The sequence below is a fragment of the Streptomyces sp. NPDC049040 genome (genome assembly GCF_043197715.1).
Lineage (GTDB): Bacteria > Actinomycetota > Actinomycetes > Streptomycetales > Streptomycetaceae > Actinacidiphila.
The window spans coordinates 1-23,174 of record NZ_JBICTO010000012.1 but is presented as its reverse complement, the minus strand read 5'-3'; the positions used below and the strand labels follow the sequence as shown (position 1 = coordinate 23,174).

Annotated in this window: 23 protein-coding genes and 1 riboswitch; of the genes, 10 read left to right on the top strand and 13 right to left on the bottom strand. The window is 72.3% G+C overall.

The features are described 5' to 3' along the window. Window positions 1–120: 120 nt before the first annotated feature. Window positions 121–248: riboswitch (SAM riboswitch) on the top strand. From thrC to groL, 4 genes are all read left to right on the top strand, one after another. Continuing rightward, a complete protein-coding gene (thrC, locus tag ACGFMP_RS26210) occupies window positions 242–1,570 on the top strand; it encodes a threonine synthase (protein ID WP_393675441.1) in 1,329 nt (442 codons plus the stop codon). (Overlaps the previous riboswitch by 7 nt.) Beyond that, window positions 1,567–1,842 (top strand): MoaD/ThiS family protein, encoded by a 276-nt coding sequence (locus tag ACGFMP_RS26205; protein WP_393675440.1) that lies wholly within the window; start codon window positions 1,567–1,569, stop codon window positions 1,840–1,842. Before thrC ends, ACGFMP_RS26205 begins: the two co-directional genes overlap by 4 nt. Before the next feature lie 444 nt (window positions 1,843–2,286). Beyond that, window positions 2,287–2,490 carry a cold-shock protein gene (locus ACGFMP_RS26200; protein WP_009339379.1) on the top strand — a complete coding sequence of 68 codons (204 nt, stop codon included), beginning with the start codon at window positions 2,287–2,289 and terminating at the stop codon, window positions 2,488–2,490. A 408-nt stretch (window positions 2,491–2,898) separates the two neighbouring features. After that, window positions 2,899–4,521 (top strand): chaperonin GroEL, encoded by a 1,623-nt coding sequence (gene groL, locus ACGFMP_RS26195; protein WP_393675439.1) that lies wholly within the window; start codon window positions 2,899–2,901, stop codon window positions 4,519–4,521. Between the two features lie 85 nt (window positions 4,522–4,606). Here groL and ACGFMP_RS26190 read toward each other — a convergent pair whose 3' ends face one another. From ACGFMP_RS26190 to ACGFMP_RS26180, 3 genes are all read right to left on the bottom strand, one after another. Continuing rightward, entirely contained in the window at window positions 4,607–4,978 is a 372-nt protein-coding gene (locus ACGFMP_RS26190) for a DUF6281 family protein (RefSeq protein ID WP_393675438.1), read from the bottom strand. Window positions 4,979–5,055: 77 nt separating this feature from the next. Then, window positions 5,056–5,985: an N-acetylmuramic acid 6-phosphate etherase gene (murQ, locus tag ACGFMP_RS26185; RefSeq protein ID WP_393675437.1), complete on the bottom strand. Its 930-nt coding sequence runs from the start codon at window positions 5,983–5,985 to the stop codon at window positions 5,056–5,058. A gap of 166 nt (window positions 5,986–6,151) precedes the next feature. Continuing rightward, a complete protein-coding gene (locus ACGFMP_RS26180) occupies window positions 6,152–7,120 on the bottom strand; it encodes a MurR/RpiR family transcriptional regulator (RefSeq protein WP_393675436.1) in 969 nt (322 codons plus the stop codon). A 118-nt stretch (window positions 7,121–7,238) separates the two neighbouring features. Between ACGFMP_RS26180 and ACGFMP_RS26175 the strand changes: the two genes are divergently transcribed. Both ACGFMP_RS26175 and ACGFMP_RS26170 read left to right on the top strand, forming a co-directional pair. Beyond that, complete coding sequence (locus ACGFMP_RS26175; protein ID WP_393675435.1) at window positions 7,239–7,616, top strand: hypothetical protein; 378 nt, start codon at window positions 7,239–7,241, stop codon at window positions 7,614–7,616. Window position 7,617: 1 nt separating this feature from the next. Beyond that, window positions 7,618–7,896, top strand: coding sequence for a DUF4031 domain-containing protein (locus ACGFMP_RS26170; protein ID WP_393675434.1), 279 nt, complete (start codon window positions 7,618–7,620; stop codon window positions 7,894–7,896). A gap of 8 nt (window positions 7,897–7,904) precedes the next feature. Here ACGFMP_RS26170 and ACGFMP_RS26165 read toward each other — a convergent pair whose 3' ends face one another. The 6 genes from ACGFMP_RS26165 to ACGFMP_RS26140 form a co-directional block, all read right to left on the bottom strand. Next, the gene (locus ACGFMP_RS26165) at window positions 7,905–8,195 is read right to left on the bottom strand and encodes a DUF397 domain-containing protein (RefSeq protein ID WP_393675433.1); all 291 of its coding nucleotides are present in this window, start codon (window positions 8,193–8,195) and stop codon (window positions 7,905–7,907) included. Then, window positions 8,155–9,033 carry a Scr1 family TA system antitoxin-like transcriptional regulator gene (locus tag ACGFMP_RS26160; RefSeq protein ID WP_393675432.1) on the bottom strand — a complete coding sequence of 293 codons (879 nt, stop codon included), beginning with the start codon at window positions 9,031–9,033 and terminating at the stop codon, window positions 8,155–8,157. The genes ACGFMP_RS26165 and ACGFMP_RS26160 overlap by 41 nt, the downstream gene beginning before the upstream one ends. 92 nt (window positions 9,034–9,125) lie before the next feature. Then, window positions 9,126–9,797, bottom strand: coding sequence for a hypothetical protein (locus ACGFMP_RS26155; RefSeq protein ID WP_393675431.1), 672 nt, complete (start codon window positions 9,795–9,797; stop codon window positions 9,126–9,128). Between the two features lie 59 nt (window positions 9,798–9,856). Beyond that, window positions 9,857–10,648 carry an ABC transporter permease gene (locus ACGFMP_RS26150; RefSeq protein WP_393675430.1) on the bottom strand — a complete coding sequence of 264 codons (792 nt, stop codon included), beginning with the start codon at window positions 10,646–10,648 and terminating at the stop codon, window positions 9,857–9,859. A gap of 10 nt (window positions 10,649–10,658) precedes the next feature. Continuing rightward, window positions 10,659–11,480 (bottom strand): ABC transporter permease, encoded by an 822-nt coding sequence (locus ACGFMP_RS26145; protein ID WP_393675429.1) that lies wholly within the window; start codon window positions 11,478–11,480, stop codon window positions 10,659–10,661. Window position 11,481: 1 nt separating this feature from the next. Continuing rightward, window positions 11,482–12,414 carry an ABC transporter ATP-binding protein gene (locus ACGFMP_RS26140; protein WP_393675428.1) on the bottom strand — a complete coding sequence of 311 codons (933 nt, stop codon included), beginning with the start codon at window positions 12,412–12,414 and terminating at the stop codon, window positions 11,482–11,484. Window positions 12,415–12,786: 372 nt separating this feature from the next. On the opposite strand from ACGFMP_RS26140, the gene ACGFMP_RS26135 reads away from it, so the two are divergent. Next, on the top strand, window positions 12,787–13,497 hold the full coding sequence (locus tag ACGFMP_RS26135) for a copper homeostasis protein CutC (RefSeq protein ID WP_393675427.1): 711 nt from the start codon (window positions 12,787–12,789) through the stop codon (window positions 13,495–13,497). Window positions 13,498–13,557: 60 nt separating this feature from the next. Here ACGFMP_RS26135 and ACGFMP_RS26130 read toward each other — a convergent pair whose 3' ends face one another. Together ACGFMP_RS26130 and ACGFMP_RS26125 are read right to left on the bottom strand one after the other, a co-directional pair. Continuing rightward, entirely contained in the window at window positions 13,558–13,914 is a 357-nt protein-coding gene (locus tag ACGFMP_RS26130) for a VOC family protein (protein WP_393675595.1), read from the bottom strand. A 246-nt stretch (window positions 13,915–14,160) separates the two neighbouring features. Continuing rightward, window positions 14,161–16,212 carry a HelD family protein gene (locus ACGFMP_RS26125; RefSeq protein ID WP_393675594.1) on the bottom strand — a complete coding sequence of 684 codons (2,052 nt, stop codon included), beginning with the start codon at window positions 16,210–16,212 and terminating at the stop codon, window positions 14,161–14,163. Window positions 16,213–16,512: 300 nt separating this feature from the next. Between ACGFMP_RS26125 and ACGFMP_RS26120 the strand changes: the two genes are divergently transcribed. Beyond that, window positions 16,513–16,683, top strand: a complete 171-nt coding sequence (locus tag ACGFMP_RS26120; RefSeq protein ID WP_393675426.1) for a hypothetical protein — start codon at window positions 16,513–16,515, stop codon at window positions 16,681–16,683. Between the two features lie 63 nt (window positions 16,684–16,746). Here ACGFMP_RS26120 and ACGFMP_RS26115 read toward each other — a convergent pair whose 3' ends face one another. Continuing rightward, window positions 16,747–18,399, bottom strand: a complete 1,653-nt coding sequence (locus ACGFMP_RS26115) for a DNA repair helicase XPB (RefSeq protein ID WP_393675425.1) — start codon at window positions 18,397–18,399, stop codon at window positions 16,747–16,749. A 219-nt stretch (window positions 18,400–18,618) separates the two neighbouring features. Here ACGFMP_RS26115 and ACGFMP_RS26110 point away from each other — a divergent pair, with 219 nt between their 5' ends. Continuing rightward, the gene (locus ACGFMP_RS26110) at window positions 18,619–19,596 is read left to right on the top strand and encodes an LPXTG cell wall anchor domain-containing protein (RefSeq protein WP_393675424.1); all 978 of its coding nucleotides are present in this window, start codon (window positions 18,619–18,621) and stop codon (window positions 19,594–19,596) included. Window positions 19,597–19,955: 359 nt separating this feature from the next. Further along, on the top strand, window positions 19,956–20,471 hold the full coding sequence (locus ACGFMP_RS26105) for a VanZ family protein (RefSeq protein ID WP_393675423.1): 516 nt from the start codon (window positions 19,956–19,958) through the stop codon (window positions 20,469–20,471). Window positions 20,472–20,489: 18 nt separating this feature from the next. On the opposite strand, the gene ACGFMP_RS26100 is transcribed toward ACGFMP_RS26105, so the two are convergent. After that, a complete protein-coding gene (locus ACGFMP_RS26100) occupies window positions 20,490–22,961 on the bottom strand; it encodes a helicase-associated domain-containing protein (RefSeq protein ID WP_393675422.1) in 2,472 nt (823 codons plus the stop codon). Window positions 22,962–23,174: the final 213 nt, after the last annotated feature.

The window sequence follows — 23,174 nt, the reverse complement described above, 5'->3', positions numbered from 1 at the left end:
TCGGACGACTGTCTCCACCGTCACCCTTGTCGGTTACAGTCTTGAACAACGCCTGTGCGCCCCGCATGCCGGGGTGGCGCGGCAGGACAAACGCCCGGACCCCGTAGTCCGGTGCCATACCGCTCATCCAGAGGGGCAGAGGGAACGGCCCGTTGAAGCCCCGGCAACCCTCCCGCCGACCGCGAGGTCATGGTGGGGAAGGTGCCAATTCCGTCTTGTGGCGATGTCCGCCGCGAGGAAGATGAGGAGAAAGGGCCTCGCCACCATGGCTGTGCAGACTGTCGCCGGCACCACTTCCGCCGCTGCGGAAAACCCCCACCAGGACGCCTTCGGGCCAGCTGCCGCGCTGTCCTGCCGGGAGTGCGGCACCCGCTTCCCGCTGAGCCCGATCTTCGCCTGCCAGGAGTGTTTCGGGCCGCTCGAGGTGGCGTACGACCTGCCGCTCGGCGACCCCGAGGGCCTGCGCCGGCGGATCGAGGCCGGCCCCGCGAACATCTGGCGCTACGCACCGCTGCTGCCGGTGCCGGCCGATGTGACCGAGAAGCAGAATCTCAACCCGGGCTGGACCAAGCTCGTCAAGGCCGACAATCTGGCGCGCGAGCTGGGCATCACCGGCGGCCTGTACGTGAAGGACGACTCCGGCAACCCGACGCATTCCTTCAAGGACCGGGTCGTCGCGATCGCCCTGGAGGCCGCCCGGACCTTCGGCCTGACCACGCTGTCCTGCTCGTCGACGGGCAACCTGGCGGGCGCGGTCGGCGCCGCGGCCGCGAGGGCGGGCTTCCGCTCGTGCGTGTTCATCCCGCACGACCTGGAGCAGGGCAAGGTCGTGATGGCCGCGGTCTACGGCGGCGAGCTGGTCGCGATCGAGGGTTCGTACGACGACGTGAACCGCTTCTGCTCGGAGCTGATCGGCGACCCGATCGGCGAGGGCTGGGGCTTCGTCAACGTCAACCTGCGGCCGTACTACGGCGAGGGTTCCAAGACGCTGGCCTACGAGATCGCGGAGCAGCTCGGCTGGCGGCTGCCGGACAACCTGGTCATCCCGATCGCCTCGGGCTCGCAGCTCACCAAGATCGACAAGGGCCTCCAGGAGCTGATCAAGCTCGGCCTGGTCGAGGACAAGCCGTACAAGATCTACGGCGCGCAGGCCGAGGGCTGCTCGCCGGTGTCCGCGGCCTTCAAGGCCGGGCACGACGTCGTGCGCCCGGTGAAGCCGGACACCATCGCCAAGTCGCTGGCGATCGGCAACCCGGCTGACGGCCCCTACGTGCTGGACATCGCTCGGCGCACCGGCGGCGCGGTCGAGGACGTGAACGACGAGCAGGTCGTGGACGCCATCAAGCTGCTGGCCCGCACCGAGGGCATCTTCGCCGAGACGGCAGGCGGGGTGACCGTCGGGGTGCTCAGGAAGCTGATCGAGACCGGGCAGCTCGACCCGGCTGCCGAGACCGTCGTGCTGAACACCGGCGACGGGCTCAAGACCCTGGACGCGGTGTCCCCGACCACCGGGCCGACCGCGACCATCCGTCCCACCGTTGCCGCTTTCCGAGAGGCTGGCCTCGCATGAGTGCTTCCGTACGCATCCCCACGATCCTTCGCACCTACACCGGCGGCAAGGCCGAGGTCCAGGCCGAGGGTGAGACGCTCGCCGCGGTGATCGAGTCGCTGGAAAAGAATCATGCGGGTATTTCCGCGCGGGTTCTCGACGACGCCGGAAAGCTCCGTCGTTTCGTGAACGTGTATGTCAACGATGATGATGTCCGGTTTTCCGAGGGTCTTGCCACGGCCGTACCCGACGGTGCCAGCGTCTCGATCATTCCGGCGGTCGCGGGCGGCTGAGCCGGCACCGTACCTGATCTGACAGGAATCCGCAGAAGCTCTGACGTTTAACCTGCGCCCCACCCGGGAACTGCTTTCGTCCCGGGTGGGGCGCCCGCCTGTGGGGCGGTAGTTGAATCCCTGTACATTTGCCAGAGGCACGTGGCACTCCCGGATCCCCGATGATCGGCTGGTGCGGCGATTTATCGCCAAAGTCGCTCGCGATAAGCCCGCTAAGCCCTTTATGTCCGGTCCGAGTTGCCCGGCATTATCATTTTTTCCTGGTTTATTTCCGATGGGTCGCGCCCAGAATTCTCGTCCAATTGACCTGTTGCAGACGGCATCCGTGCAGATACATTCAGCCGCGGTCGACGCGTTCCGGCGCACACCCCTGCTGGGGGTGAGGTCTGACCCGGCACCGCGGAGCGCGGGGCCGCGATAGGGCCAGTAATAGGGGAGTTAGGAATGGCTCAGGGCACCGTCAAGTGGTTCAACGCGGAGAAGGGCTACGGCTTCATCGCGGTCGACGGTGGTGCGGATGTCTTCGTCCACTACAGCGCGATACAGATGGACGGATACCGCACCCTCGAAGAAGGCCAGCGAGTCGAGTTCGAGATCTCGCAGGGTCAGAAGGGGCCGCAGGCGGACATGGTCCGGCTGGCCGGCTGAGATCGGCGCGTTCGGCCACCGACGCGACGCCAATGAAGGGCCATCCCGCCAGGGGTGGCCCTTCCCCTGTGTGGCCCTCCGCATCACTGCCGCGTCCCCTCCGCGTCCCTGCCCGGCCCCTGCCGGGCCCCCGGTGTGGCGCGGCGGCGGCCCATCGGTGGGGCCCCGCGACCCCCGCGCAGGCGGGTGCACGCACCCCGAAGCGCTTGCACTCGCAGGGGGTGAGTGCTAATCATTGGCGTTAGCACTCTACGAGTGAGAGTGCCACTTGGACCGGGTCGGTGAGGCCCGCTCGGGCGTCGGGAAGGAACCGGCGCCCGGCTGGCCGTCCGTCGCGGGCGCCACACGGTCCGATCCACCGCCCCCCGCCTCGGTGGGGGAACCCCCAGTCCGCGGAGGACACTTCACATGGCTAAGATCATCGCGTTCGATGAGGAGGCGCGGCGCGGCCTTGAGCGCGGGATGAACCAGCTCGCCGACGCCGTTAAGGTCACCCTCGGTCCCAAGGGCCGGAACGTCGTCCTTGAGAAGAAGTGGGGCGCCCCGACGATCACCAACGATGGTGTTTCCATCGCCAAGGAGATCGAGCTGGAGGACCCGTACGAGAAGATCGGCGCCGAGCTGGTCAAGGAAGTCGCGAAGAAGACCGACGACGTCGCCGGTGACGGCACGACGACCGCGACCGTCCTGGCCCAGGCCCTGGTCAAGGAAGGCCTGCGGAACGTAGCCGCCGGTGCCAACCCGATGGCCCTCAAGCGCGGTATCGAGAAGGCCGTCGAGGCCGTCTCCGCCGCCCTGCTGGAGCAGGCCAAGGACGTGGAGACCAAGGAGCAGATCGCTTCGACCGCCTCCATCTCCGCCGCCGACACCCAGATCGGCGAGCTGATCGCCGAGGCCATGGACAAGGTCGGCAAGGAAGGCGTCATCACCGTCGAGGAGTCGCAGACCTTCGGTCTCGAGCTCGAGCTCACCGAGGGCATGCGCTTCGACAAGGGCTTCATCTCGGCGTACTTCGCCACCGACCTGGAGCGGATGGAGGCGTCGCTCGACGACCCGTACATCCTGATCGTCAACTCCAAGGTCTCCGCGGTGAAGGACCTCCTCCCGCTGCTGGAGAAGGTCATGCAGTCCGGCAAGCCGCTGCTGATCATCGCCGAGGACGTCGAGGGCGAGGCGCTGTCGACTCTGGTCGTCAACAAGATCCGCGGCACCTTCAAGTCCGTCGCCGTCAAGGCCCCGGGCTTCGGTGACCGCCGCAAGGCCATGCTCGGCGACATCGCCATCCTCACCGGTGGCACCGTCATCTCCGAGGAGGTCGGCCTCAAGCTGGAGAACGCCGGGCTGGACCTGCTCGGCCGCGCCCGCAAGGTCGTCATCACCAAGGACGAGACGACCATCGTGGACGGCTCGGGCGACACCGACCAGGTCGCGGGCCGGGTCAACCAGATCCGCGCCGAGATCGAGAACAGCGACTCGGACTACGACCGCGAGAAGCTCCAGGAGCGCCTGGCGAAGCTCGCGGGCGGCGTGGCCGTCATCAAGGCCGGCGCCGCGACCGAGGTCGAGCTCAAGGAGCGCAAGCACCGCATCGAGGACGCGGTGCGCAACGCCAAGGCCGCCGTCGAGGAGGGCATCGTCGCCGGTGGTGGCGTGGCCCTGCTGCAGGCTTCCGCGGTGTTCGAGAAGCTGGAGCTCGAAGGCGACGAGGCGACCGGTGCCAACGCGGTGAAGATCGCGCTGGAGGCCCCGCTCAAGCAGATCGCCGTCAACGGTGGTCTCGAGGGTGGCGTCATCGTCGAGAAGGTGCGCAACCTGCCCATCGGTCACGGCCTGAACGCCGCGACGGGTGAGTACGTCGACATGATCGCCGAGGGCATCATCGACCCGGCGAAGGTCACCCGTTCCGCGCTGCAGAACGCCGCGTCCATCGCCGCGCTCTTCCTCACCACCGAGGCCGTCATCGCGGACAAGCCCGAGAAGGCGGCCGCGGCCGCCCCGGGTGGCATGCCCGGCGGTGACATGGACTTCTGATCCCCCCTGGGATCGCAGTCCTGCACGCGAGGCGGCGCCCCCTTCCCGTAGCCACGGGAAGGGGGCGCCGCCTTGTCGTACGGCGCTACTTCGACGGCATGGCCAGCGGCCCCGGCACATGGTCGGGGTCGATGACGCCGATGGTGTCGTCCTCGGTGATCACCGCAAGGGACGGGTCCACCCCGGCGACCCGGTAGACGCTGATGTAATCCCGCGGCTCGGGCCCGCCGCCGTCCTGGCAGCCGTCGAAGTAGCCCTGCCCCAGCGGGCTGCCCTGGTGCGGGACCACCTTGGCCGACTCCTGGCCCGGCGCCGGGAAATACAGCGCCCCGCCGTAGTGCAGCTGCCATGCGCAGTCCGCCCCGGCGCCCCCGCCGTTCGCGGAGCAGCCGCCGAGAGCCGGCAGCGCGACCGCCAGCAGCGCGGCGGGTATGAGCAGCGCCCGTCGTGTGTTCACTGAGCCCCCCTTGTCCGGTGTGCGGGTTGGACGCACGGCCGGCCAAGGGGGTTCCCGCAGACGGGAGGGGGGTCGGGTCAGCGGCCCGCGGACTCCAGGGCCTCGCGCAGGTGGCCGCCGGCGTCGGTGAGCAGCCGGGCCGCGGTCGGGGCGTCGACCCTGGCGAGCAGGGTGAGGATGGCCGGTTTGACCTCGCCGTCGGTGGCGGTCAGCGCCTGCTCGATCGCCTGGTCGTCCGCGCCCGTGGCGAGCGAGACGATCCGCCGCGAGCGGGCCCGCAGCTTCTCGTTGGACGCGCGCACGTCCACCATCAGGTTCCCGTAGGTCTTGCCGAGCCGGATCATGGTGATGGTCGAGAGCATGTTGAGCACCAGCTTCTGCGCGGTGCCGGACTTCAGCCGGGTGGATCCGACGACCAGCTCGGGGCCGACGACGACCTCGATGCCGTGGTCGGCGGCGGCGGCCAGCGGCGAGTCCGCGTTGCAGGACAGCCCCACGGTCAGCGCCCCCAGCGCGCGGGCGTGCTCGACGGCGCCCACCGCGTAGGGGGTGCGCCCTGAGGCGGAGACGCCGACAACGGTGTCGGCGTCGGTCAGCCCGAGGGCGTCCAGGTCCTCCGCGGCCAGCTCCCTGCTGTCCTCGGCGCCTTCGATCGAGGTGACCATCGCGGTGGGTCCGCCCGCGATCAGGCCGACGACCTCCTGCCCCGGCGTGGTGTTGAAGGTCGGCGGGCACTCGCTGGCGTCCAGCACGCCGAGCCGGCCCGCCGTGCCCGCGCCGGCGTAGACGAGCCGCCCGCCGCGTGCCATCCGGTCGGCGATGCCGTCGATCGCGGCGGCGATGCTGGGCAGTTGGGCGGCGACTGCGGCTGGGACGGTGGCGTCCTCGCCGTTCATCGTGCGCGCGATCTCCAGGGTGGGCATCCGGTCGATCTCGGCGAGCTCAGGCCGGAACGCCTCGGTGGTCAGCGTGTCCAACTCGCGGCGCAGCTCGGTGTACTGGGGCATATGCGGCTCGTTCATCCTTCTCGCAGTGGTCAGGTGCGGGCGTGGGGGGATGGGCCGGCCAGGCGTCCTCGTGGCCGGCGGAGCGGTGGGCTCGGCGGGGGAGTGGTGGGCACGACGGGGGGCGACGTGAGGAAAATGGTTTCAGAGCATTATCTCAGTGCAGGGGTCAGCCACGCGTGCCACGCGGCCGGTGGCGGTGCGCGAGTGCTTCGTACGAGGCGGCGAGCGCCGGTGCCGTGGACTCGTACGTCCGCTGTGCGATCCCCACGAACAGGCAGTCCACCACCAGGAGCTGGCTGGTCCTGCTGGACATCGCGGCCGGCCGCAGCTCGCTCTCCCGTGAGCTGGAGGTGGTCAGCACGATGTCGGCCCATTGGGTGACCGGCCCGTCCGGGCGCCCGGTGACCGCGATGGTCGTCGCCCCCCGGTCGAAGGCGGCCCGCAGCGGCTCGATCACGTCGTGCGTGTTGCCCGAGTGGGTGATCGCGACCGCGACATCGCCGGGGCGCAGCTGCACGGCGTTGGTCACCGCCAGATGCGGGTCGGCGTGCGCGTGCGCGATCATCCCGATCCGCAGCAGCTTCTGCGCCAGGTCCTGGCCGACGAGCCCGGAAGCGGCGATCCCGTACACGTCCGTGCGCCGGGCGGCCGCCAACGCGCCCACCGCCGCCTCCAGTTGTGCCATGTCCAGCTGTGCGGCGGTGTCGGCGAGTGTCTGCTGCTCCTCCATGGCCAGCTTGGCGACGACGTCGGCGAGCGGGTCGTCCACCGCGATGTCCGCGGTCACCGCGGGCGGCGCCCCAGCGGCCTGCTGGGCGGCGAGCGCGGCCAGGGCGAGCCGCAGGTCGCGGTAGCCGGGATAGCCGAGCAGCCGGGCTGTGCGTACGACGGTGGCCTCGCTGGTGCCGGTGCGGATCGCGAGCGCCGTGACGGTCTGCTGGGCGCAGCCGGCCGGATCGCCCGCGACGGCTTCCGCGACCCGCTGCATCGAGCGGGTCAGGGTCGGCGCGAGCGTACGGACCTTGGCGGCGAGCGCCCCCGGGTCCGGGGGCGTGACGGGTATGACGGGAGCGTCCGCGACGCCGCGGAGGGGGCGGACGCCCGGGGGGAAATTTTCCTTCACGCTGTGGGTCACTCGATGAAAGGTATTTTCACGCCGCGGGAGCGTCAAGAGAGTTTCCCGCACCCTCCGTGCCCGCTCGCCCGGCCCCCGGGGAGCCCGGCACCCGCGGACCGGCGGCTCCCCTGGGACAATGGACCCCATGGAAGAACCCGCAGAGGCGGTACTGCACACCGCCCGCGCCCTCGTACTCGCCGACCTCACCGCCCGCGACATCGCGGGCCCCGCCGTCGTCTCCCTCGTCGAGGACGCGGTCGCGGAACGCCGCTGGTGGCTGGACCAGTGGCCGGACGGCGCCGAATTCGTCCCCGGCCTGGTCGCCCAGGACGTCCAGGACGCCCTGCTGGAGACGTACGGCCGCTGGCCGCTGTGCCCGCACTGCGAGGACGCGCACGCCCTCGCGGTGGAACCCGAGCTCGGCGCCGACCCGCACTGGGTGTGCGAGGCCAGGGGCGAGGCGATCGCACCCGTGGGCGCCCTGGGCCGCTCGGGCGGGCCGGCCGGGGCCTGAGATGACCGTCTACGTCGACCCGCCGACCTGGCCCGGCCACGGCCGCATGTGGTCCCACCTGGTCAGCGACACCTCCTACGCCGAGCTGCACGCATTCGCCGTCCGGCTGGGGGCGCCGCGCCGCGCCTTCGAGCGCGACCACTACGACATCCCGGCCGACCGCTACGCCGAGGCGGTGCGGCTCGGCGCCCTGCCGGTGGGCAGCAAGGAGATCGTCCGCCGGCTCACGGACGCGGGCCTGCGGCGCCGCAAGCACGCGCCGGGGCGGGCCGCAGGCTGAGCCGCCGCTCAGAGGGCGGGGAATTCGCCCCTGGCGGTCGCGTCCACGAAGGCCGTCCACGCGGCGGGCGTGAAGGCCAGGGCCGGGCCCTGGGGGTCCTTGCTGTCCCTGACCGGGATGACGTCGGGGACGTCGGCGGCGAACTCGATGCAGTTGCCGCCGTCGCCGCCGCTGTGAGTGCTCTTGCGCCAGGTGGCGTGCGTCAGGCTGTCGCTGGCCTCGATGCAGTTGCCGCCGGTGCCATCGCTGTAGGTGCTCCTACGCCACGTCACCGCCGTCAGGCCGTACTTCGGGTGCATGCTCGTACTCCTCGGCTACCGCTTCGACAAGGGTCAAGGAGACATCCGGCGACAGAGCCGCCGCTCCGAGGAGATCGTATGTCAGGGTATGGCGCTTGACGGTCGCTGCATCGTCGACCAACGACCCGCTGTCCGCGCCCGATCGGTACGCCATCGGGGCGTCGTCCTCGAAGGTCATCAGCCGCAGGCCACCGTTCATGCCCGGATGGGCACCCTCGCTCAAGGGCAGAATCTGAAGGATGATCCGGTCGCGGTGGATCATCTCGATGATGTGGCGGAGTTGTTCAGCCATGGTCGTCGGGCCGCCGACGGCGCAGCGGAGGGCGGCCTCGTTCACCACCGCCCAATACGTTGGACAGCTCGGGTTGTCGAAGAGTCGGGCACGGTCCAGACGGGCCTTCTGGCGGGCTCTGGCCTCGCTCCCGGCGAGGACCGGGTCGGCGGCACGGATCACCGCCATCGCGTAGGCGGCCGTCTGGAGCAGGCCGGGTACCAGAAGCGGCTCCCACTCCTTGATCGTCAGGGCGGCGGTCTCCAACTCCGCGACGTCCGCGAAGTCTTCGCGGTGGGGTGTCGCCCTGCCAGCCGCCATGTTCCGCACGAAGAAGCCGCCCGCGTCCAGGACGCGGTCGAGCTGTTCCGCCATGTCCGGCTGGATGCGCCGCTCGCCGGACTCCATCTTCGCGATCAGCGAGTGCCCGACGAACAACCGCTCACCCAGGGCGGCCTGGCTGAGCCCGGCCCGTTCGCGCTGGAAGCGCAGTTCGGCGCCGTACATCGCGCGTGGCGACTGCGCGGGGTCGAGCTTCTTCGCTGAGGTGGGTTTGCGGTCGGCCATGGCGTGACTCCCGTGCGGTCAGGGGGCGTGCGGAACCCGCATCCTGACCGACAGTAGCGCGTACTACGCACCGCGTGGGTGCGAACCGGGAATCACGCGTCGAGGAGTTCCAGCTCGGTCGCGAGGTTGCGGCGGGCGGTGCGCTCCCAGTGCTCCTGGCCGTAGGGGGTGCGGAAAAGCTGCGGGAGGGCGAGGAGTTGGCGCAGGACGGCCGCGCGGCCCGAGCGGAAGTCGGCGTCGGGGACGAAGGAGTACTCGTCGCGGACGGCCGCCGCGTAGGCCGCGTAGGAGGCCGGGTCGCCCGCGAGGACCGCGAGGTCGGCGTCGCAGAGGACGTCGCCGTTGGCGTCACCGGGGGCCGGGTCGTGGGTGATGGTGAGGCGGACCAGGCGGATCACCTCGTCCGTCCGGTCGGCGTCGACGCCCGCCTCGGTGAGGGCGCGGCGGGCGAGGTCGGCGCTGCGCTCCTCGTTCTCGCTGCGGTCGGGGCGGTAGACGGCGTCGTGGAACCAGGCGCCGAGCGCGACCGTGTCGGGGTCGTCGGCGTAGGCGGTCAGCTCGGTCGTGCGGGCCAGCACCTCGGCCAGGTGGTCCACCGTGTGGTAGCGCCGCTGCGGCTCGGCCCAGCGCTCCAGCAACTCCCGCCCGTAGGGCTCGGGGTCGGGGGCGTCGGAGTCCGTGCTCTGGCAGCGGCGCAGCAACTCGTTCCACTCGGCGAGCAGCGCGTCGTAGCGGGGGTGGGCAGCGGCCCTGGTGTGCGGCATGCGGGCCATTGTGGCGGAATGGCGCCACTGGGTTCAGTGCGGGGTGCGCGCGGGCCGCGTCATGATAGGAGGGTGCGCTCGAGGCGCCGTAGAGCCACGGTCATGGCCACCGCCCCGAACACCAGCAGATACAGCGCGGCGAAGCCGACCCCGGCGTCCATGACGCCGAGCGACGGCTGCCTGACCAGCTCGATGCTCTGGTAGAGCGGCAGGCACTCCACCGCGATCTGCACCGGGCGGGCGTAGACGCCGAGCGGGTAGAAGGTCGTCGCGAGCAGGAACATCGGCAGCATCACCAGCTGGACCAGCTGGAAGTCCTGCCAGCTGCGGATGTAGGTGACGACCGCGAGGCCGGTCGCGGCGAAGGCGAAGGCGATCAGCAGCGAGCCCGGCAGGATCAGCAGCGCCCACGGCGAGTGCACGAGGCCGAAGGCGGCGACCGCCGCGCCGAAGACCACCGTGACGGCGGTGCCGCGCAGCAGCGCCCAGGCGACCTCGCCGAGTGCGACGTCCCGCACCCGCAGCGGGGTGGCGAGGATCGAGTCGTAGGTGTGCAGCATCTTGAGCTTGCCGAAGATGTTGAAGGTCGTCTCGTTCATGGCGCCGTTCATCGCGGCGGTGGCCAGCAGGGCGGGCGCGACGAAGTCGACGTAGCCGACGGACGGGTCGCCCAGGCCCGGGACGTGGCCGACCAGCGCGCCGATGCCCAGGCCCATCGACAGCAGGTAGAGGACCGGTTCGAAGATCTCGGCCAGCAGCAGGTACCAGGTGTGGCGGTAGATGACGAGATTGCGCTCGACCAGGGCGGCGGGGCCCGCCACGGCCGGGGTCGTCCACAACGCGCGGAGCATGGCGGTCCTTTCAGCGGTTCAGCCGGCGGGTGTAGGTCCGCCGGGCCGCCAGGACTCCGGCGGCGGTGAGGGCCAGCAGGTAGCCGGCGTGGACGGCGACGGCGCCGGGGTGCGCCTCGCCCAGGCAGGTCGCACGGGTCAGCGCGACGCCCTGGTACAGCGGTGTGCAGGTCGCCACCGACCGCAGCCAGTGCGGGAGTTGGCTGATCGGGAAGAAGGTGCCCGAGAACATGTAGAGCGGCATCACGACGAAGCGGTAGAGGCCGTTGAGGCGGCTCTGCCGGTCCACCGACACCGCCCAGGCCATCAGCGGGGTGGCGAAGGCCAGGCCGGTGAGCAGGACGGGTCCCGCGGCCAGCGCGGCCCGTGCCGGGCCGACGACGCCGAAGGCCACCACGACCGCCAGGAAGAGCAGGCCGCTGAGCAGCACCCGGAAGGCCACGAAGAGCAGGTGCCCGGCGAGGATGTCGCCCGGCCGCATCGGAGTGGCCGCGGCGGCGGGGTAGTTGCCGCGGCCGCGGGAGGACTGGAAGACCGGGAAGGCGCCTTCGAGGAAGCCGTTCTGCATGGCGGAGGCGGCGAGCAGCCCGGGGGCGAGGAAGTCGAGGTAGGGGGTGCCCGCGAGGTGGCCGCTGTGGTTGGCGTCCACCAGCTTGCCCAGGCCCGCGCCCATCGCGGCCAGGAAGAGCAGCGGGTTGGCCACGCTCATCACCACGGTGCCGCGCCATATCCGGCGGTAGCGGCGCATCCAGTAGCCGAACTCGCGCAGCGCGGGCACCCGGGCGGTCAGGGTGTCGAGCGGTGCGGCCGGCGTCTTTGCGGCGGTCGTCATCTCAGTCCACCAGCGTCCGGCCGGTGAGGGTGAGGAAGACGTCCTCCAGGCCCGCGCGACGCACCAGGGCGGTCAGCGGCTCGGCTTTCGCGCGGTGCACTGCGGCGAGCGCGTCCTCGCCGTCGTCGGCGTAGACCAGCAGCCGGTCGGGCAGCGCTTCGATGCGGTCGCCGATGCCTTCGATCCTGGCGGCGGCCTCCTGCTGCGCGTCGGGCGGGAAGCGCAACTCCAGCACCTCGCGGGTGCAGTGGCGGGTGATCAGCTCCGGCGGGCTGCCCTCCGCGACGATCCGCCCGTGGTCCATCACCACGATCCGGTCGCACAACTGCTCGGCCTCGTCCATGTAGTGCGTGGTCAGCAACAGCGTCACGCCCTGCTGCTTGAGCCGGAAGAGGCGCTCCCAGAGCAGATGCCTGGCCTGCGGGTCGAGACCGGTCGTCGGCTCGTCGAGCAGCAGGATCTCGGGCTGGTTGACCAGTGAGCGGGCGATGGTCAGCCGCCGCCGCATACCGCCGGACAGCGCCTCCACCTGCTCGTCCGCCTTGTCGGCGAGCCGGGCGAAGTCCAGCAGCTGCGTGGCGCGTTCGCGGATGACCGCACGTGGCAGGCCGAAGTAGCGCCCGTAGACGAGCAGGTTCTCGCGGACGGTCAGCTCGGTGTCGAGGGTGTCGTCCTGCGGCACCGAGCCGAGGCGGGCGCGGATCCCGGGGCCGTCGGTGGCCGGGTCCATGCCCAGCACCCTCAGCTGCCCGCCGGAGACCGGGGAGACGGCGGCGATCATCCGCATCGTCGTGGACTTGCCCGCGCCGTTCGGGCCGAGGAAGCCGAAGGCCTCGCCGCGGCGCACGGTGAAGTCGATGCCGGCGACCGCCTCGGTCGGCGCGCCGTCGCCGCGCGGGGTGTGGACCTTGCGCAGGCCCTTGGCTTCGATCAACGCCGGCGTGACGGTGCCGGGTGGCGTTTGTGTGCGTGGTCCCTCTGCGGTGCCCTGCTCGGCCACTGTCGCCCTCCCCGTGTGCTCCCCGCCCTTCCTTGGACGGCCGGGACATCCCACCAGAGGGGCTGGTGCAATTTCAACAGTTTTTTATGCAAGATGATGACGTGGCTGAGAAATCCTTCCGCAACTACCGCCTCACTGCCCCCGGGTCGGGGGTCGCGGTGGCATGGGGACCGCGCGGGTGACTCCCCGCCGACAGTCGGGTGCGAGCGGGCGGCTTCACCCCGGCGGGTGTTCCCGACCGCGCGCCGGGGGGAGAGGGGTACCCGGGGGTCGCGTGGCGCGATGGCATGTGGCAGGCTTGGCCATATGTCTAGACCAATCTTCGAGGTGATCGCCCTCGGCGCGGACGATGCCGCAGCAGCCCAGGCCGGCGGAGCCGACCGCCTCGAACTGGTCACCGATATGGCCGCGGACGGACTCACCCCGTCCCGGGCGACGTTCGGCGCGATCCGCGCGGCCGTCGACATCCCGCTGCGCGTCATGCTCCGCCTGTCGGACGGCTTCAGCGCGGGCGGCGCCCGCCGCCTGGACGACCTGTGCGAAGCGGCGCAGGGCCTGCGCTCCGAGGGGGCGGAGGAATTCGTCCTCGGCTTCCTCGACCCGCGCGGTGCGGCGGACCTGGACGCCGTACACGCCCTGGTGGACGTGCTCGACGGCTGCCACTGGACCTTCCACCGCGCGATCGACCGGGCCGCCGACCGGGACGCCGTGCGGCTCCAGCTCGCCGGACTCCCCGGCCTCGACACCTATCTGACCGCCGGCTCCGCCGACGGCGTCGGCGCCGGGATGGACGTGCTGTGCGCGGAAGCCGCGCGCGGCGGCGAGCCCGGGTACGAGCCGCGGCTGCTGGTCGGCGGCGGCCTGCTGCTCGACCACGTACCCGAGTTGCGGGCCGCGGGCCTCGACGCCTTCCACGTCGGCGGCGCGGTGAGGGCCGGCGGCTGGGCCGGCCCGGTCGACGTCGACGCCGTCCGCACCTGGCGCGAAGCCCTCGACTCCCCGGTCGCGGTGTCCTGACCCCATCCCGCCGCGGGTGCCCCGCCGGAGCAGCCGCGCTGATCGGCGTGAGAGCTCCGGTCAGCGCGTGATGCAGAAGGGGTGCCCGGCAGGATCGGTGAGGACCCGCGCCCTGTCCCCGTGCGGCTGGTGATCCGGCCTGCCCGCACCCAGCTCCAGCAGCCGGGCCTTGGCCTCGTCCAGGCTCTCCGCGACCTTGAAGCAGATGTGGAGCTGCTGGGGAACGATCTGGCCGGGCCAATCCGGCGCCCGGTAGTCCTCGACCCGCTGGAAGCCGATGAGGAGTCCGTCCCCACGGCCGAGACCGGCGAACCCGGCATCCGACTTCGGGTGCGGTTCGAAGCCGGTCGCCTGCTGATAGAAATCCGCCAGGGCCAGCGGATCAGGGCAGTCGAGGGTTATCGCGACCAATTCCATCTGCACGGGCGTGCGACCTCCGAGCCGATCGGTGGACTTCCGGGCACTCCGCGGAGGCGGCTGCCCACCGCCGAGCGGCACGGGGAGAGCGCGTTCCTTCCGCTCCGCGGCAAGCACACCAGGCCAGGGCCTCACCATGCCAACCTTTTTCCGGGGACCTTTCACCCGCGACCGCCTGTGGAACGCGACGCCGGGGCCGGGCCGCGCGGTCACCGACCGGCCTGCCGGTGGTGGTCGCACCCGCCGTCAGGCCGACAGGGCCGGGGGCAGCGGGGCGGCGTGCAGGACGGTCAGGCCCGAGACCGCCCGGGTGAGGGAGACGTAGAGGCGGCGCAGACCCGTGCGGTGGTCGGGCTCCGCCGCGATGATCTCGGCCGGCTCGTCGAGGACGACGTAGTCGTATTCGAGGCCCTTCGCGAGGGACGCGGGGACCAGGGTGAGCCGGGCGGCGGCGGAGGTCTCGGCACCCGGGGGGAGGTAGGGGAGGCCCGCCTCCTCCAAGGCGGCCCCCAGCGCCGCGACGCGCGGGTCGGCCGCGATCAGGCCGACGGAGCCCTCGTGCCGCAGCGCGTCCCGGCATGCCGCCACCACGGCCGCGTCCAACTCGCCCTCCGCCACCGCCCGTACCCCGAAGTCGCCGCCCGCCTCACGCACCGAGGTGGCCGGCGCCAGGTCGGGTGCGATCTCCGGCAGCAGCCGGGAGGCGTACGCGATGACCTCGCGCGGTACACGGAAGCCACGCGTCAACTCCTCGACCCTGGCGCCCGGTTTGCCGAGATGGCGCAGTGCCTCCGCCCAACTCGCCGTTGCCCACGGCGTGGTGCCCTGCGCGATGTCGCCGAGCACCGTCGCGGAACCGGTCGAGCAGCGCCGCCCGACCGCCCGGTACTGCATCGGCGACAGGTCCTGCGCCTCGTCCAGCACCACATGCCCCAGCGACCCGGTGCGCTGCACCAGGTCCCGCGCCTCGTCGATCAGCACGGCGTCCGCCGCCGACCACTTCGCCGACGCGAGCCCGCGCGCCGGCTTCTCCCACAGGATCGCCTTCTGCTCGTCCGCGTCCAGCAGCCCGTCAGCGGACGCGGCCAGGAACTCCGGGTCCGACAGCAGCCGCATCACCAGCTTCGCCGGATCGACCGGCGGCCAGCACGCCTTGACCGCCGCCTTCACCGCCGCGTTGCGCGCCACCGCGTCCTGCACCCGGTCGTCCGGCGCCTCGCCCGCCCGCTCCATCTGGACCAGCACCGCGTGGGCGATCCGCTGCGGCAGCGCCTCATGCGCGGCGCCGTAGCGGATGTCGCGCTCGGCCAGCTCCCGGACGATCTCCTCCAGCTCGTAGGCCGGCACCCGCCAGCGCCGGGACCCGCGCACCACCATCACCGGCTCCGTGGGCATCCGGATGCCGGACCGCACCGCCCGGCGCAGCACCTCCGCCATCCGCGCGTCGCCCTTCACCCCCGCGGTCACCGCGGGGTCGGTCCCGCGCAGCGGCACATGGGCCACCAGGTCGTCCACCGTGGCCTGCTTGACCTGGAGCTCGCCCAGCGCGGGCAGCACCTGCTCGATGTACTGGAGGAAGGAGGCGTTCGGCCCGATCACCAAGGTGCCGGTACGGGCCAGCCGTTCACGGTGCGCGTACAGCAGGTACGCCACCCGGTGCAGGCCCACCGCCGTCTTCCCGGTGCCCGGCGCCCCCTGCACGCACACCGTGCCGGTGACACCGGCGCGGACGATCTCGTCCTGCTCCGGCTGGATCGTCGCCACGATGTCCCGCATCGGGCCGACGCGGGGCCGCTCGATCTCGGTCTGGAGCAGCCTGCTCGCGGTGTCGGCCTCCGCGGGGTCCGACAGGTGCTCGTCCTCGTACGCGGTCAGCTCGCCGCCGGTGTAGCCGAAGCGGCGGCGCAGCCGCACGTCCATCGGCTCGACGCGCGAGGCGCGGTAGAAGGGCTGCGAGACCGGCGCCCGCCAGTCGATCACCATCGGGTCGCCCTCGGCGTCGTGCACGTGGCGGCGCCCGATGTAGAAGCTCTCGCCCTCGGCCCCCTCGGCCAGCTCGGAGCCGGGCGCGTGATCGTAGTCGAGGCGGCCGAAGAAGAGCGGGGTGTGCGCGAGGTCGGCGAGCGCCTTGATGCGCGCCTCGATCTCGCCGGCCAGGATCTTGGCGTTCACCCAGTTGCCGGTCACATCGGAGATGTCGAGCGCTTCGACGTCCTCCCGCATGGCCCGCAGCGCGGCCCGTGACGACGAGAGGTGGTCGCGCTCCCGCTGGAGCGGATCGGGGGTGTGGTTCTGCATCGGGGCGTGCGAGGGCACGGCTTTGCCTCCGGCTGGTGTACGCGTACGTGAGAAGGCCGACCGGTTTCCGTCCGGCCGGCGGCGCTCCCGTCCGGGAGGCGGCAAGACGCGCGATCTTACGCCTGGTCGCGGGAGGACGCGAACGGATTATCCGCGCCCGGTAAAGCCGCCGGGGGAGTCTCAGGGGTGACCCTGAGGCCGGGGTAGGGGTCGGGGGTCCGACCGGGGGCTGACCCCTGGGGAGGGAATTCAGACCTCAGCCTGACGTCGGCGCGATGCCTGATTTCGTACCGTTGAGACATGGCCTCCACCGTCGTTCCCCCAGGTCCGGCCGTGCACGGTGCCACCGTGCCCGGCGCCAGTCCCGACCACCCGCGCCACCGCCTCGGCAACGCACTGCACGCCATCCGCGTCTTCGCCGTCGCCGCGGTGGAGGTGGTGCTGATCGGAAACGAGGGCAGGCGCTTCTGACCGCTCGTTTCCGACCGCCGGCCATGGGCCGTTCCGGTCCCCGGCCGAAGCGGGTCTGTCTGCCTAGACGTCCTCGCCCGCCCCGGTCAGCAGGTCGTCCGCGTCCACGATCCGGTAGGCGTAGCCCTGCTCCGCCAGGAAGCGCTGGCGGTGCGCCGCGAAATCCTGGTCGATGGTGTCCCGGGCGACGACCGAGTAGAAGCGGGCCTCGTGCCCGTCCGCCTTCGGCCGCAGCACCCGGCCGAGCCGCTGCGCCTCCTCCTGGCGGGAGCCGAAGGTGCCGGAGACCTGGATCGCCACCGTCGCCTCCGGCAGGTCGATCGAGAAGTTCGCGACCTTCGACACCACGAGCACCGACAGCTCGCCCTGCCGGAAGGCCTCGAAGAGCTTCTCGCGCTGCGAGTTCGGCGTCTCACCCTTGATCACCGGGGCGTTCAGGTGCTCGCCCAGCTCGTCCAGCTGGTCGATGTACTGCCCGATGACCAGCGTCTGCTCCCCGGCGTGCTTGGCCACCAGCGCCTCGGTGACCTTGCGCTTGGTCGCCGTCGTCGCGCAGTAGCGGTATTTCTCCTCGGTCTCGGCGGTGGCGTAGGCCAGCCGCTCGGCATCGGTGAGATTGACCCGGACCTCGACGCAGTCGGCGGGCGCGATGTAGCCCTGCGCCTCGATCTCCTTCCAGGGCGCGTCGAACCGCTTCGGGCCGATGAGCGAGAAGACGTCGGACTCGCGGCCGTCCTCGCGCACCAGGGTCGCGGTCAGGCCGAGCCGGCGGCGGGCCTGGAGGTCGGCGGTGAACTTGAACACCGGCGCGGGCAGCAGGTGCACCTCGTCGTAGACGATCAGGCCCCAGTCGCGGGAGTCGAACAGCTCCAGGTGCGGGTAGACACCCTTCCGCCTGGTCGTCAGCACCTGGTAGGTGGCGATGGTGACCGGGCGGATCTCCTTGCGCGTACCGCTGTACTCGCCGATCTCCTCCTCGGTCAGCGACGTCCGCTTGACCAGCTCGTGCTTCCACTGCCGGGCCGAGACCGTGTTCGTCACCAGGATCAGCGTGGTCGCCTTGGCCTCGGCCATCGCGCCCGCGCCGACCAGCGTCTTGCCCGCGCCGCACGGCAGCACGACGACGCCGGAACCGCCGTGCCAGAAGCCCTCCACCGCCTGCTTCTGGTAGGGCCGCAGCGCCCAGCCGTCCTCGGCCAGCTCGATCGGGTGCGCCTCGCCGTCCACGTAACCGGCGAAGTCCTCGGCCGGCCAGCCCAGCTTGAGCAGCACCTGCTTGATCTGGCCGCGCTCCGACGGATGCACGGCGACCGTGTCCTGGTCGATCCGGGCGCCGACCAGCGGCTGCACCCGCTTCGAGCGCAGGATCTCCTCCAGTACCGGCCGGTCGGTGGTGGTCAGCACCAGCCCGTGCGCCGGGTCCTTGCTCAGCCGCAGCCGGCCGTAGCGGTCCATCGTCTCGGCGACGTCCACGAGCAGCGCGTGCGGCACGGGGTAGCGGCTGTACTCGACCAGCGCGTCCACCACCTGCTCGGCGTCGTGCCCGGCGGCCCTGGCGTTCCACAGGCCGAGCGGGGTCAGGCGGTAGGTGTGGATGTGCTCGGGGGCGCGCTCCAGCTCCGCGAAGGGGGCGATGGCGCGGCGGCAGGCGTCGGCCTGCTCGTGGTCGACCTCAAGCAGGAGGGTTTTGTCGCTCTGGACGATCAGGCAGGACACGCGGTTACCTCCGGGCGGGCCGGGTGGGGGCGAACAGACGATTCTACCCGGGCGGCCCGGGGGTGCGGGGTGTCAGCGGTCACGCCGGGTGCGGGAAGGGTGCCGGGCAGGCGGTGGGGGTGCCGGGCAGGGCGGTGGGCGGCGCCATCCGTGCGAATCTGCGGCGTCCTTACTCGTGCCTTACATGGCAATAAGTCCTATTTGATGTTTTCTGCCCCCATGGATCACCAGCAGACGCTTCCCCCCGCAGAGCCGCGCCGGCGAGGGACGTTCCGTGCGGTCGCGGCCTCCTCGGCTGTCGTCGTCGCGGGCGTCATCGCCGCGGCCGGCCTGCTGCTCCCCGCCTCCGCATCCGCCATCGGCGGCGGATCGGCGGGCGACGAGTGGCCGTCGTCCGGCTACGGATACTCCCAGCTCTCCGACCAGTCCTACGGCTACGGGTACTCCCAGCCCTCCGAGGAGACCCACGGCTACGGATACTCCCAGCCCTCCGAGCAGCCGCACGGCTACGGGTACTCCCAGCCCTCCGACGAGCCCACCGGTCCTGACACCTCGTGGCCGGACCAGACGACCAGTTGCCCGCCCACGACCCCGCCGACGTACGGCCACCCCTCGCACCACCCGGGGCACCACCCCCCGCACCACCCCTCGCACCCGCCGACGCACGGCCACCCGTCCCACCACCCCAGCCACCACCCGTCGCACCACCCGAGCCATCACCCCTCGCACCACCCGTCGCACCACCCGAGCCATCACCCCTCGCATCACCCTTCGCACCACCCGAGTCACCACCCCTCGCACCACCCCAGCCACCCGCCGACAGGTCACCCGTCGCACCCGCCCACGCACCACCCGAGCCACCCCCCGACGCACCACCCCTCGCACCCGCCGACGCATCACCCGAGCCACCCGCCCACGCACCACCCGTCGCACCCGCCGACGCACCCGCCGACGCACCCGCCCACCACTCCGCCGACCACGCAGCCGCCGACGACGCCGCCGCCCACCAGCACGCCGCCGACCACGACTCCGTGGCACCCGTCCCACCACCCCTCGCACCCGCCGACGACGCCTCCGGGGCTGCCGCACACCGGTTCTGACGGTGTGGAGTGGATCGCCGCGTCCGCGGTCGCCGTGCTCGGGGCCGGTGGAACCCTGATCTTCATGGCCCGGCGCCGGCGTGGAGGCCACAGCTGACGCTGTCACCGCAGTGACACCCTGATCCCGCCGCGACGACCTCCCACGGTGGGAAGAGGATTCGGCCGTCGTATGCCGCAACCCGGCGTACGACGGCCGGTCCCGGGTATGCGGCGTCATGAAGGTGCCAACTGAGGGGGGTTACGGCCATGGCGATCCGAGTCGCGCGGTTCGACCGGGTGCGCAGACCGAAACCCGAGCCAGAGCCTCTGCCCGAGGCGAAGCCGGCCAGGAAGCCGAGGCCGGTGCTGAAGTCCCGGCCGAAGGCCGAGCCGAAATCCCGGGCGGGCTCCAACCCGAAGCCGGCGCCGAGGTCACGACCCCGACCGCGGCCCCGGGTGCGTAAGACCCCGCCGCCGGTGCTGCAACGACGCACCCTCGGCCCGACGCTCGCGCGGGCCGCGGTCCTGGCCGTCGCCCTCGTCTGCATGGCCGGCTTCGCCGTGGCACTCGCGAAGGTCACACTCGTGCCGTCGCCGTCGTCCGACGCGCTGATCCACACCAACCTGCGGCCGGGCGCGTCCATCCGCGCCTACCTGGACCAGCCCGCGCTGCGCGACTCCGTCAAGCAGATCGGCGGCAACGTCCTGCTCGGCGTCCCCTTCGGCATCCTGCTCCCGATGCTCTTCCCGCGTGCCCGCGGACTGCTGCGGGTCGCCGTCGTCACCGCCCTGGTGATGGTGCTGATCGAGGCCACGCAGGGAGCCCTCGTGGAGGGGCGGGCGTTCGACATCGACGACGTCATCCTCAACACGCTGGGCGCGCTCCTCGGCTACCTCCTGCTGGGCCGCCGCCTGGGCTCCGCCCTCCACCCCCACCGCACCCACTGGTACGACCGCTTCCGCGCCAACCCAAGGCGCCCGAAGGACTCCTGAAACGCGTCACCGCGAGGATCAGGCCGGGTCGTCGGCCAATTCCGCGACGCCCGTGATGCGATGGATCGCGAAGGTGCGGACCTCGTCCGCGGTGTGGTCGTAAGCGGTCACGTAGCCGCCCTCGACCCGCACCGGGGCGATGACCCGCTGCGTCGCGTTGCCCTCCGCGTTGACGTAGCCGATCCAGACCGACTCTCCCGTCAGGACGGCGGACTGCATGGTGGCGAGGGTGTCCGCCGCGGGCGTGCGCGGCACCCCGGGCGGCGGATCCGACGGCGCCCGGTGGACCGCGGTCGCGGCCCGGTCACCGGCCCTGATCGCCTTCACCGCCAGCCCGAGCAGCGCGGCGTCCGGCACCGGCGGCCCGTCGGGCACCGGCACCGGCGCCGTACGCGGCGGGGTGCGGCGGGCGTCCGGCCGGGTGATCACCACGTCGCCCTCGGCGGACTCCGCGGCAGGCGCCAGCCCCATGGCCCGCAACCTTTCGAGCAGCGTCGAAGGATCGGTCTGCGCGGCCAGCACCGTCGGCGCCAGGCGGCGCAGGCCAAGCCCGGACGCGCGCCGGTCGGCCAGCAGCTCGGCCAGCACCGTGTCGTCGTCGCAGCGCAGATACGCGGCGGCCGCGCCGACCCGCAGGGTGCCGTGCCGCCTGGCCACGTCGTCGATGAGATAGCTCAACGGCTGCGGCACCGGCGTGCGCGAGTGCTCGGAAAGGAAGGCCTGGAGCTCCGCCGCAGTACGCCCGGCGTCCAGCGCGCGGCGCACCGAGTCGGGCGTGAAGCGGTAGACCGTCGCCCCGCCCTTGGACTCGATGTCCGCGAGCACGCCCAGCGTCTCCGCGAGCGGCGCGATCAGCGGTCCGGGCGCGACCGCGGTCAGGTCCGCCTGGAGCAGGACGTGGTCGAGCGGCTCCGGCAGAAGGGGCGCCAGCAGCGCCGCGGCCCGCTCCGGATCAGGATCCGGGCCGAGCAGCGGGCGGACGTGGGCGGCCAGCGCACCGCGGCCGGTCACGCCGAGCGTCTCCGCGTCCTGAAGGGCCCACCCCAGCAGATCCTCGCGCAGCGCGTCCGCGCTCGCCCGCAGCGGGCGGTCCCACCGCAGCCGGGCCAGCAGGTCCTCCCGCCTCGCCGCCGAGCCGACCGGCAGGCCCGCCAGCAGCCGCAGCGCCCCGCGGCGCACCTGCGGGGCGAGCGAACGGTCCAGGTCGGGCCCCAGCGCCGCCAGCGCCCTGCCCTTCGGGTCGCGGGTGCCGACCAGCCCCGGCGTGCGGGTCGCGGCCAGCCAGGCGGCGGCCAGCGCCGCCCACTGCCTCTCCGCGGGCAGCAGCAGCCACTCGTCGGCGGCGGGCGTGGGCGCGTAGACCTCGTCGAGCTCGCCGTCGGAGGCGATGAGCCCGGCCGCGTAGGCGACCTCCAGCCAGAAGGCGGTCTGCGGCTCCGTGAGGTCGAGCGAACTCGCCGTCCGCCGCAGGTCGCGGACGCTGATGCCGCCCGCGCGCAGCACCGCGGGGCCGCCCGCCTGCCACTCCTTGACCACATCGGTGACCGTGCGCACCGCGGTGAAGGCCTGCCCGGCAGCGGTCGCGTCCACCGTCTTCACGGTGCGCGGCACCGGGTCGAGCGGCGGCGGCAGCGGCTGCGGGACGCGGTGGGCCCGGCCGCCGCGCAGCGCGAGCGCCGCCTCCCTGGGCAGCACGACATTGTGCCGCCCGGCAGGCAGCAGCAGGCCGCGGGCCAGCAGCCACTGCACGGGAGTGTCGGCGCCCGCCGCCCGAACCGCCGCGGTGGCGTCCCTGACCTCGCCGTACGGCGGCCCCCACACCAGCCGGTCGAGCACCGCCCGCGCGCCCTCCGGCGCCTGCACGAGCAGCGCCGCGAAACGCACCGGGTCGGCGAACAGCTCCACCAGCGCCGTGATCGCGGTGCTCGGGTCGTGCGTCGGCGCGAGGCCCGCGTCCGCCAGCACCTCCTGGAGCCTGGCAGGGGACATCCCGGCCGTCGCCTCGGCCACGGAGGGGCCCAGCCCGGTCGCCGACGGCGTCGACGCGGACGGCGTGAGCAGGTCGCGCGCGGTCCGCACCAGCCGCAGCCGGTCGTCCTCGCCCCAGACGAGGCCGCGCTCCCGCAGCGCCGCCACGGCACCCGGCAGCGCGTCCGCCACCGCGGCGGCGACCTCCGGGTCGAGCGGCTCGCCGGCCTGCGTACCGTCGCCGCGGCCCGTCATCAGGCCGAGCAGGGTCTCGTACGGGCACCCGTCGGCGGTCAGCGCCAGCGCCTCGGCCGCCTGCTGCGTGAACGCGTCGACATGGTCGAGCGCCCGCAGCACCGACGTCCTGGTCGCGGCCCTGGTCGCCAGCTGCGTGAGGTCCGTGGGCACCGGCGCCAGCAGGTCCGGCCGGGCGCGCAGCAGTACCGCCAGCGCGCCGTCGTCGCGGGCGCGCAGGTCCTCCGCGAGGGTGCGCGGGGCACCGCTGTGGCCTCCGGTCGTCATCCGTCCCACATTAGGCCCTGCCAGGGGGGTCGTGCGGAGTGCGGACCCGCCTATCCGCCCCGCTCCCGGCCTGCGGCCGCCCCGCTCCCGGCCTGTGGCCGCCCCGCTCCCGGCCTGTGGCCGCCCCGCTCCCGGCCTGTGGCCGCCCCGCTCCCGGCCTGTGGCCGCCCCGCTCCCGGCCTGTGGCCGCCCCGCTCCCGGCCTGTGGCCGCC

What these genes read in the sequence shown, in the direction of transcription:
- ACGFMP_RS26125 (WP_393675594.1), bottom strand. Translation starts at nt 16,212, where the DNA reads ATGCAGAACCACACCCCCGATCCGCTCCAGCGGGAGCGCGACCACCTC.
- ACGFMP_RS26130 (WP_393675595.1), bottom strand. Translation starts at nt 13,914, where the DNA reads ATGGAATTGGTCGCGATAACCCTCGACTGCCCTGATCCGCTGGCCCTG.
- ACGFMP_RS26165 (WP_393675433.1), bottom strand. Translation starts at nt 8,195, where the DNA reads ATGCACCCGAAGTACGGCCTGACGGCGGTGACGTGGCGTAGGAGCACC.
- ACGFMP_RS26145 (WP_393675429.1), bottom strand. Translation starts at nt 11,480, where the DNA reads ATGACGACCGCCGCAAAGACGCCGGCCGCACCGCTCGACACCCTGACC.
- ACGFMP_RS26120 (WP_393675426.1), top strand. Translation starts at nt 16,513, where the DNA reads ATGGCCTCCACCGTCGTTCCCCCAGGTCCGGCCGTGCACGGTGCCACC.
- ACGFMP_RS26155 (WP_393675431.1), bottom strand. Translation starts at nt 9,797, where the DNA reads ATGCCGCACACCAGGGCCGCTGCCCACCCCCGCTACGACGCGCTGCTC.
- groL (WP_393675439.1), top strand. Translation starts at nt 2,899, where the DNA reads ATGGCTAAGATCATCGCGTTCGATGAGGAGGCGCGGCGCGGCCTTGAG.
- ACGFMP_RS26205 (WP_393675440.1), top strand. Translation starts at nt 1,567, where the DNA reads ATGAGTGCTTCCGTACGCATCCCCACGATCCTTCGCACCTACACCGGC.
- ACGFMP_RS26170 (WP_393675434.1), top strand. Translation starts at nt 7,618, where the DNA reads ATGACCGTCTACGTCGACCCGCCGACCTGGCCCGGCCACGGCCGCATG.
- ACGFMP_RS26110 (WP_393675424.1), top strand. Translation starts at nt 18,619, where the DNA reads ATGGATCACCAGCAGACGCTTCCCCCCGCAGAGCCGCGCCGGCGAGGG.
- ACGFMP_RS26200 (WP_009339379.1), top strand. Translation starts at nt 2,287, where the DNA reads ATGGCTCAGGGCACCGTCAAGTGGTTCAACGCGGAGAAGGGCTACGGC.
- murQ (WP_393675437.1), bottom strand. Translation starts at nt 5,985, where the DNA reads ATGCCCCAGTACACCGAGCTGCGCCGCGAGTTGGACACGCTGACCACC.
- ACGFMP_RS26150 (WP_393675430.1), bottom strand. Translation starts at nt 10,648, where the DNA reads ATGCTCCGCGCGTTGTGGACGACCCCGGCCGTGGCGGGCCCCGCCGCC.
- ACGFMP_RS26175 (WP_393675435.1), top strand. Translation starts at nt 7,239, where the DNA reads ATGGACCCCATGGAAGAACCCGCAGAGGCGGTACTGCACACCGCCCGC.
- thrC (WP_393675441.1), top strand. Translation starts at nt 242, where the DNA reads ATGAGGAGAAAGGGCCTCGCCACCATGGCTGTGCAGACTGTCGCCGGC.
- ACGFMP_RS26160 (WP_393675432.1), bottom strand. Translation starts at nt 9,033, where the DNA reads ATGGCCGACCGCAAACCCACCTCAGCGAAGAAGCTCGACCCCGCGCAG.
- ACGFMP_RS26100 (WP_393675422.1), bottom strand. Translation starts at nt 22,961, where the DNA reads ATGACGACCGGAGGCCACAGCGGTGCCCCGCGCACCCTCGCGGAGGAC.
- ACGFMP_RS26135 (WP_393675427.1), top strand. Translation starts at nt 12,787, where the DNA reads ATGTCTAGACCAATCTTCGAGGTGATCGCCCTCGGCGCGGACGATGCC.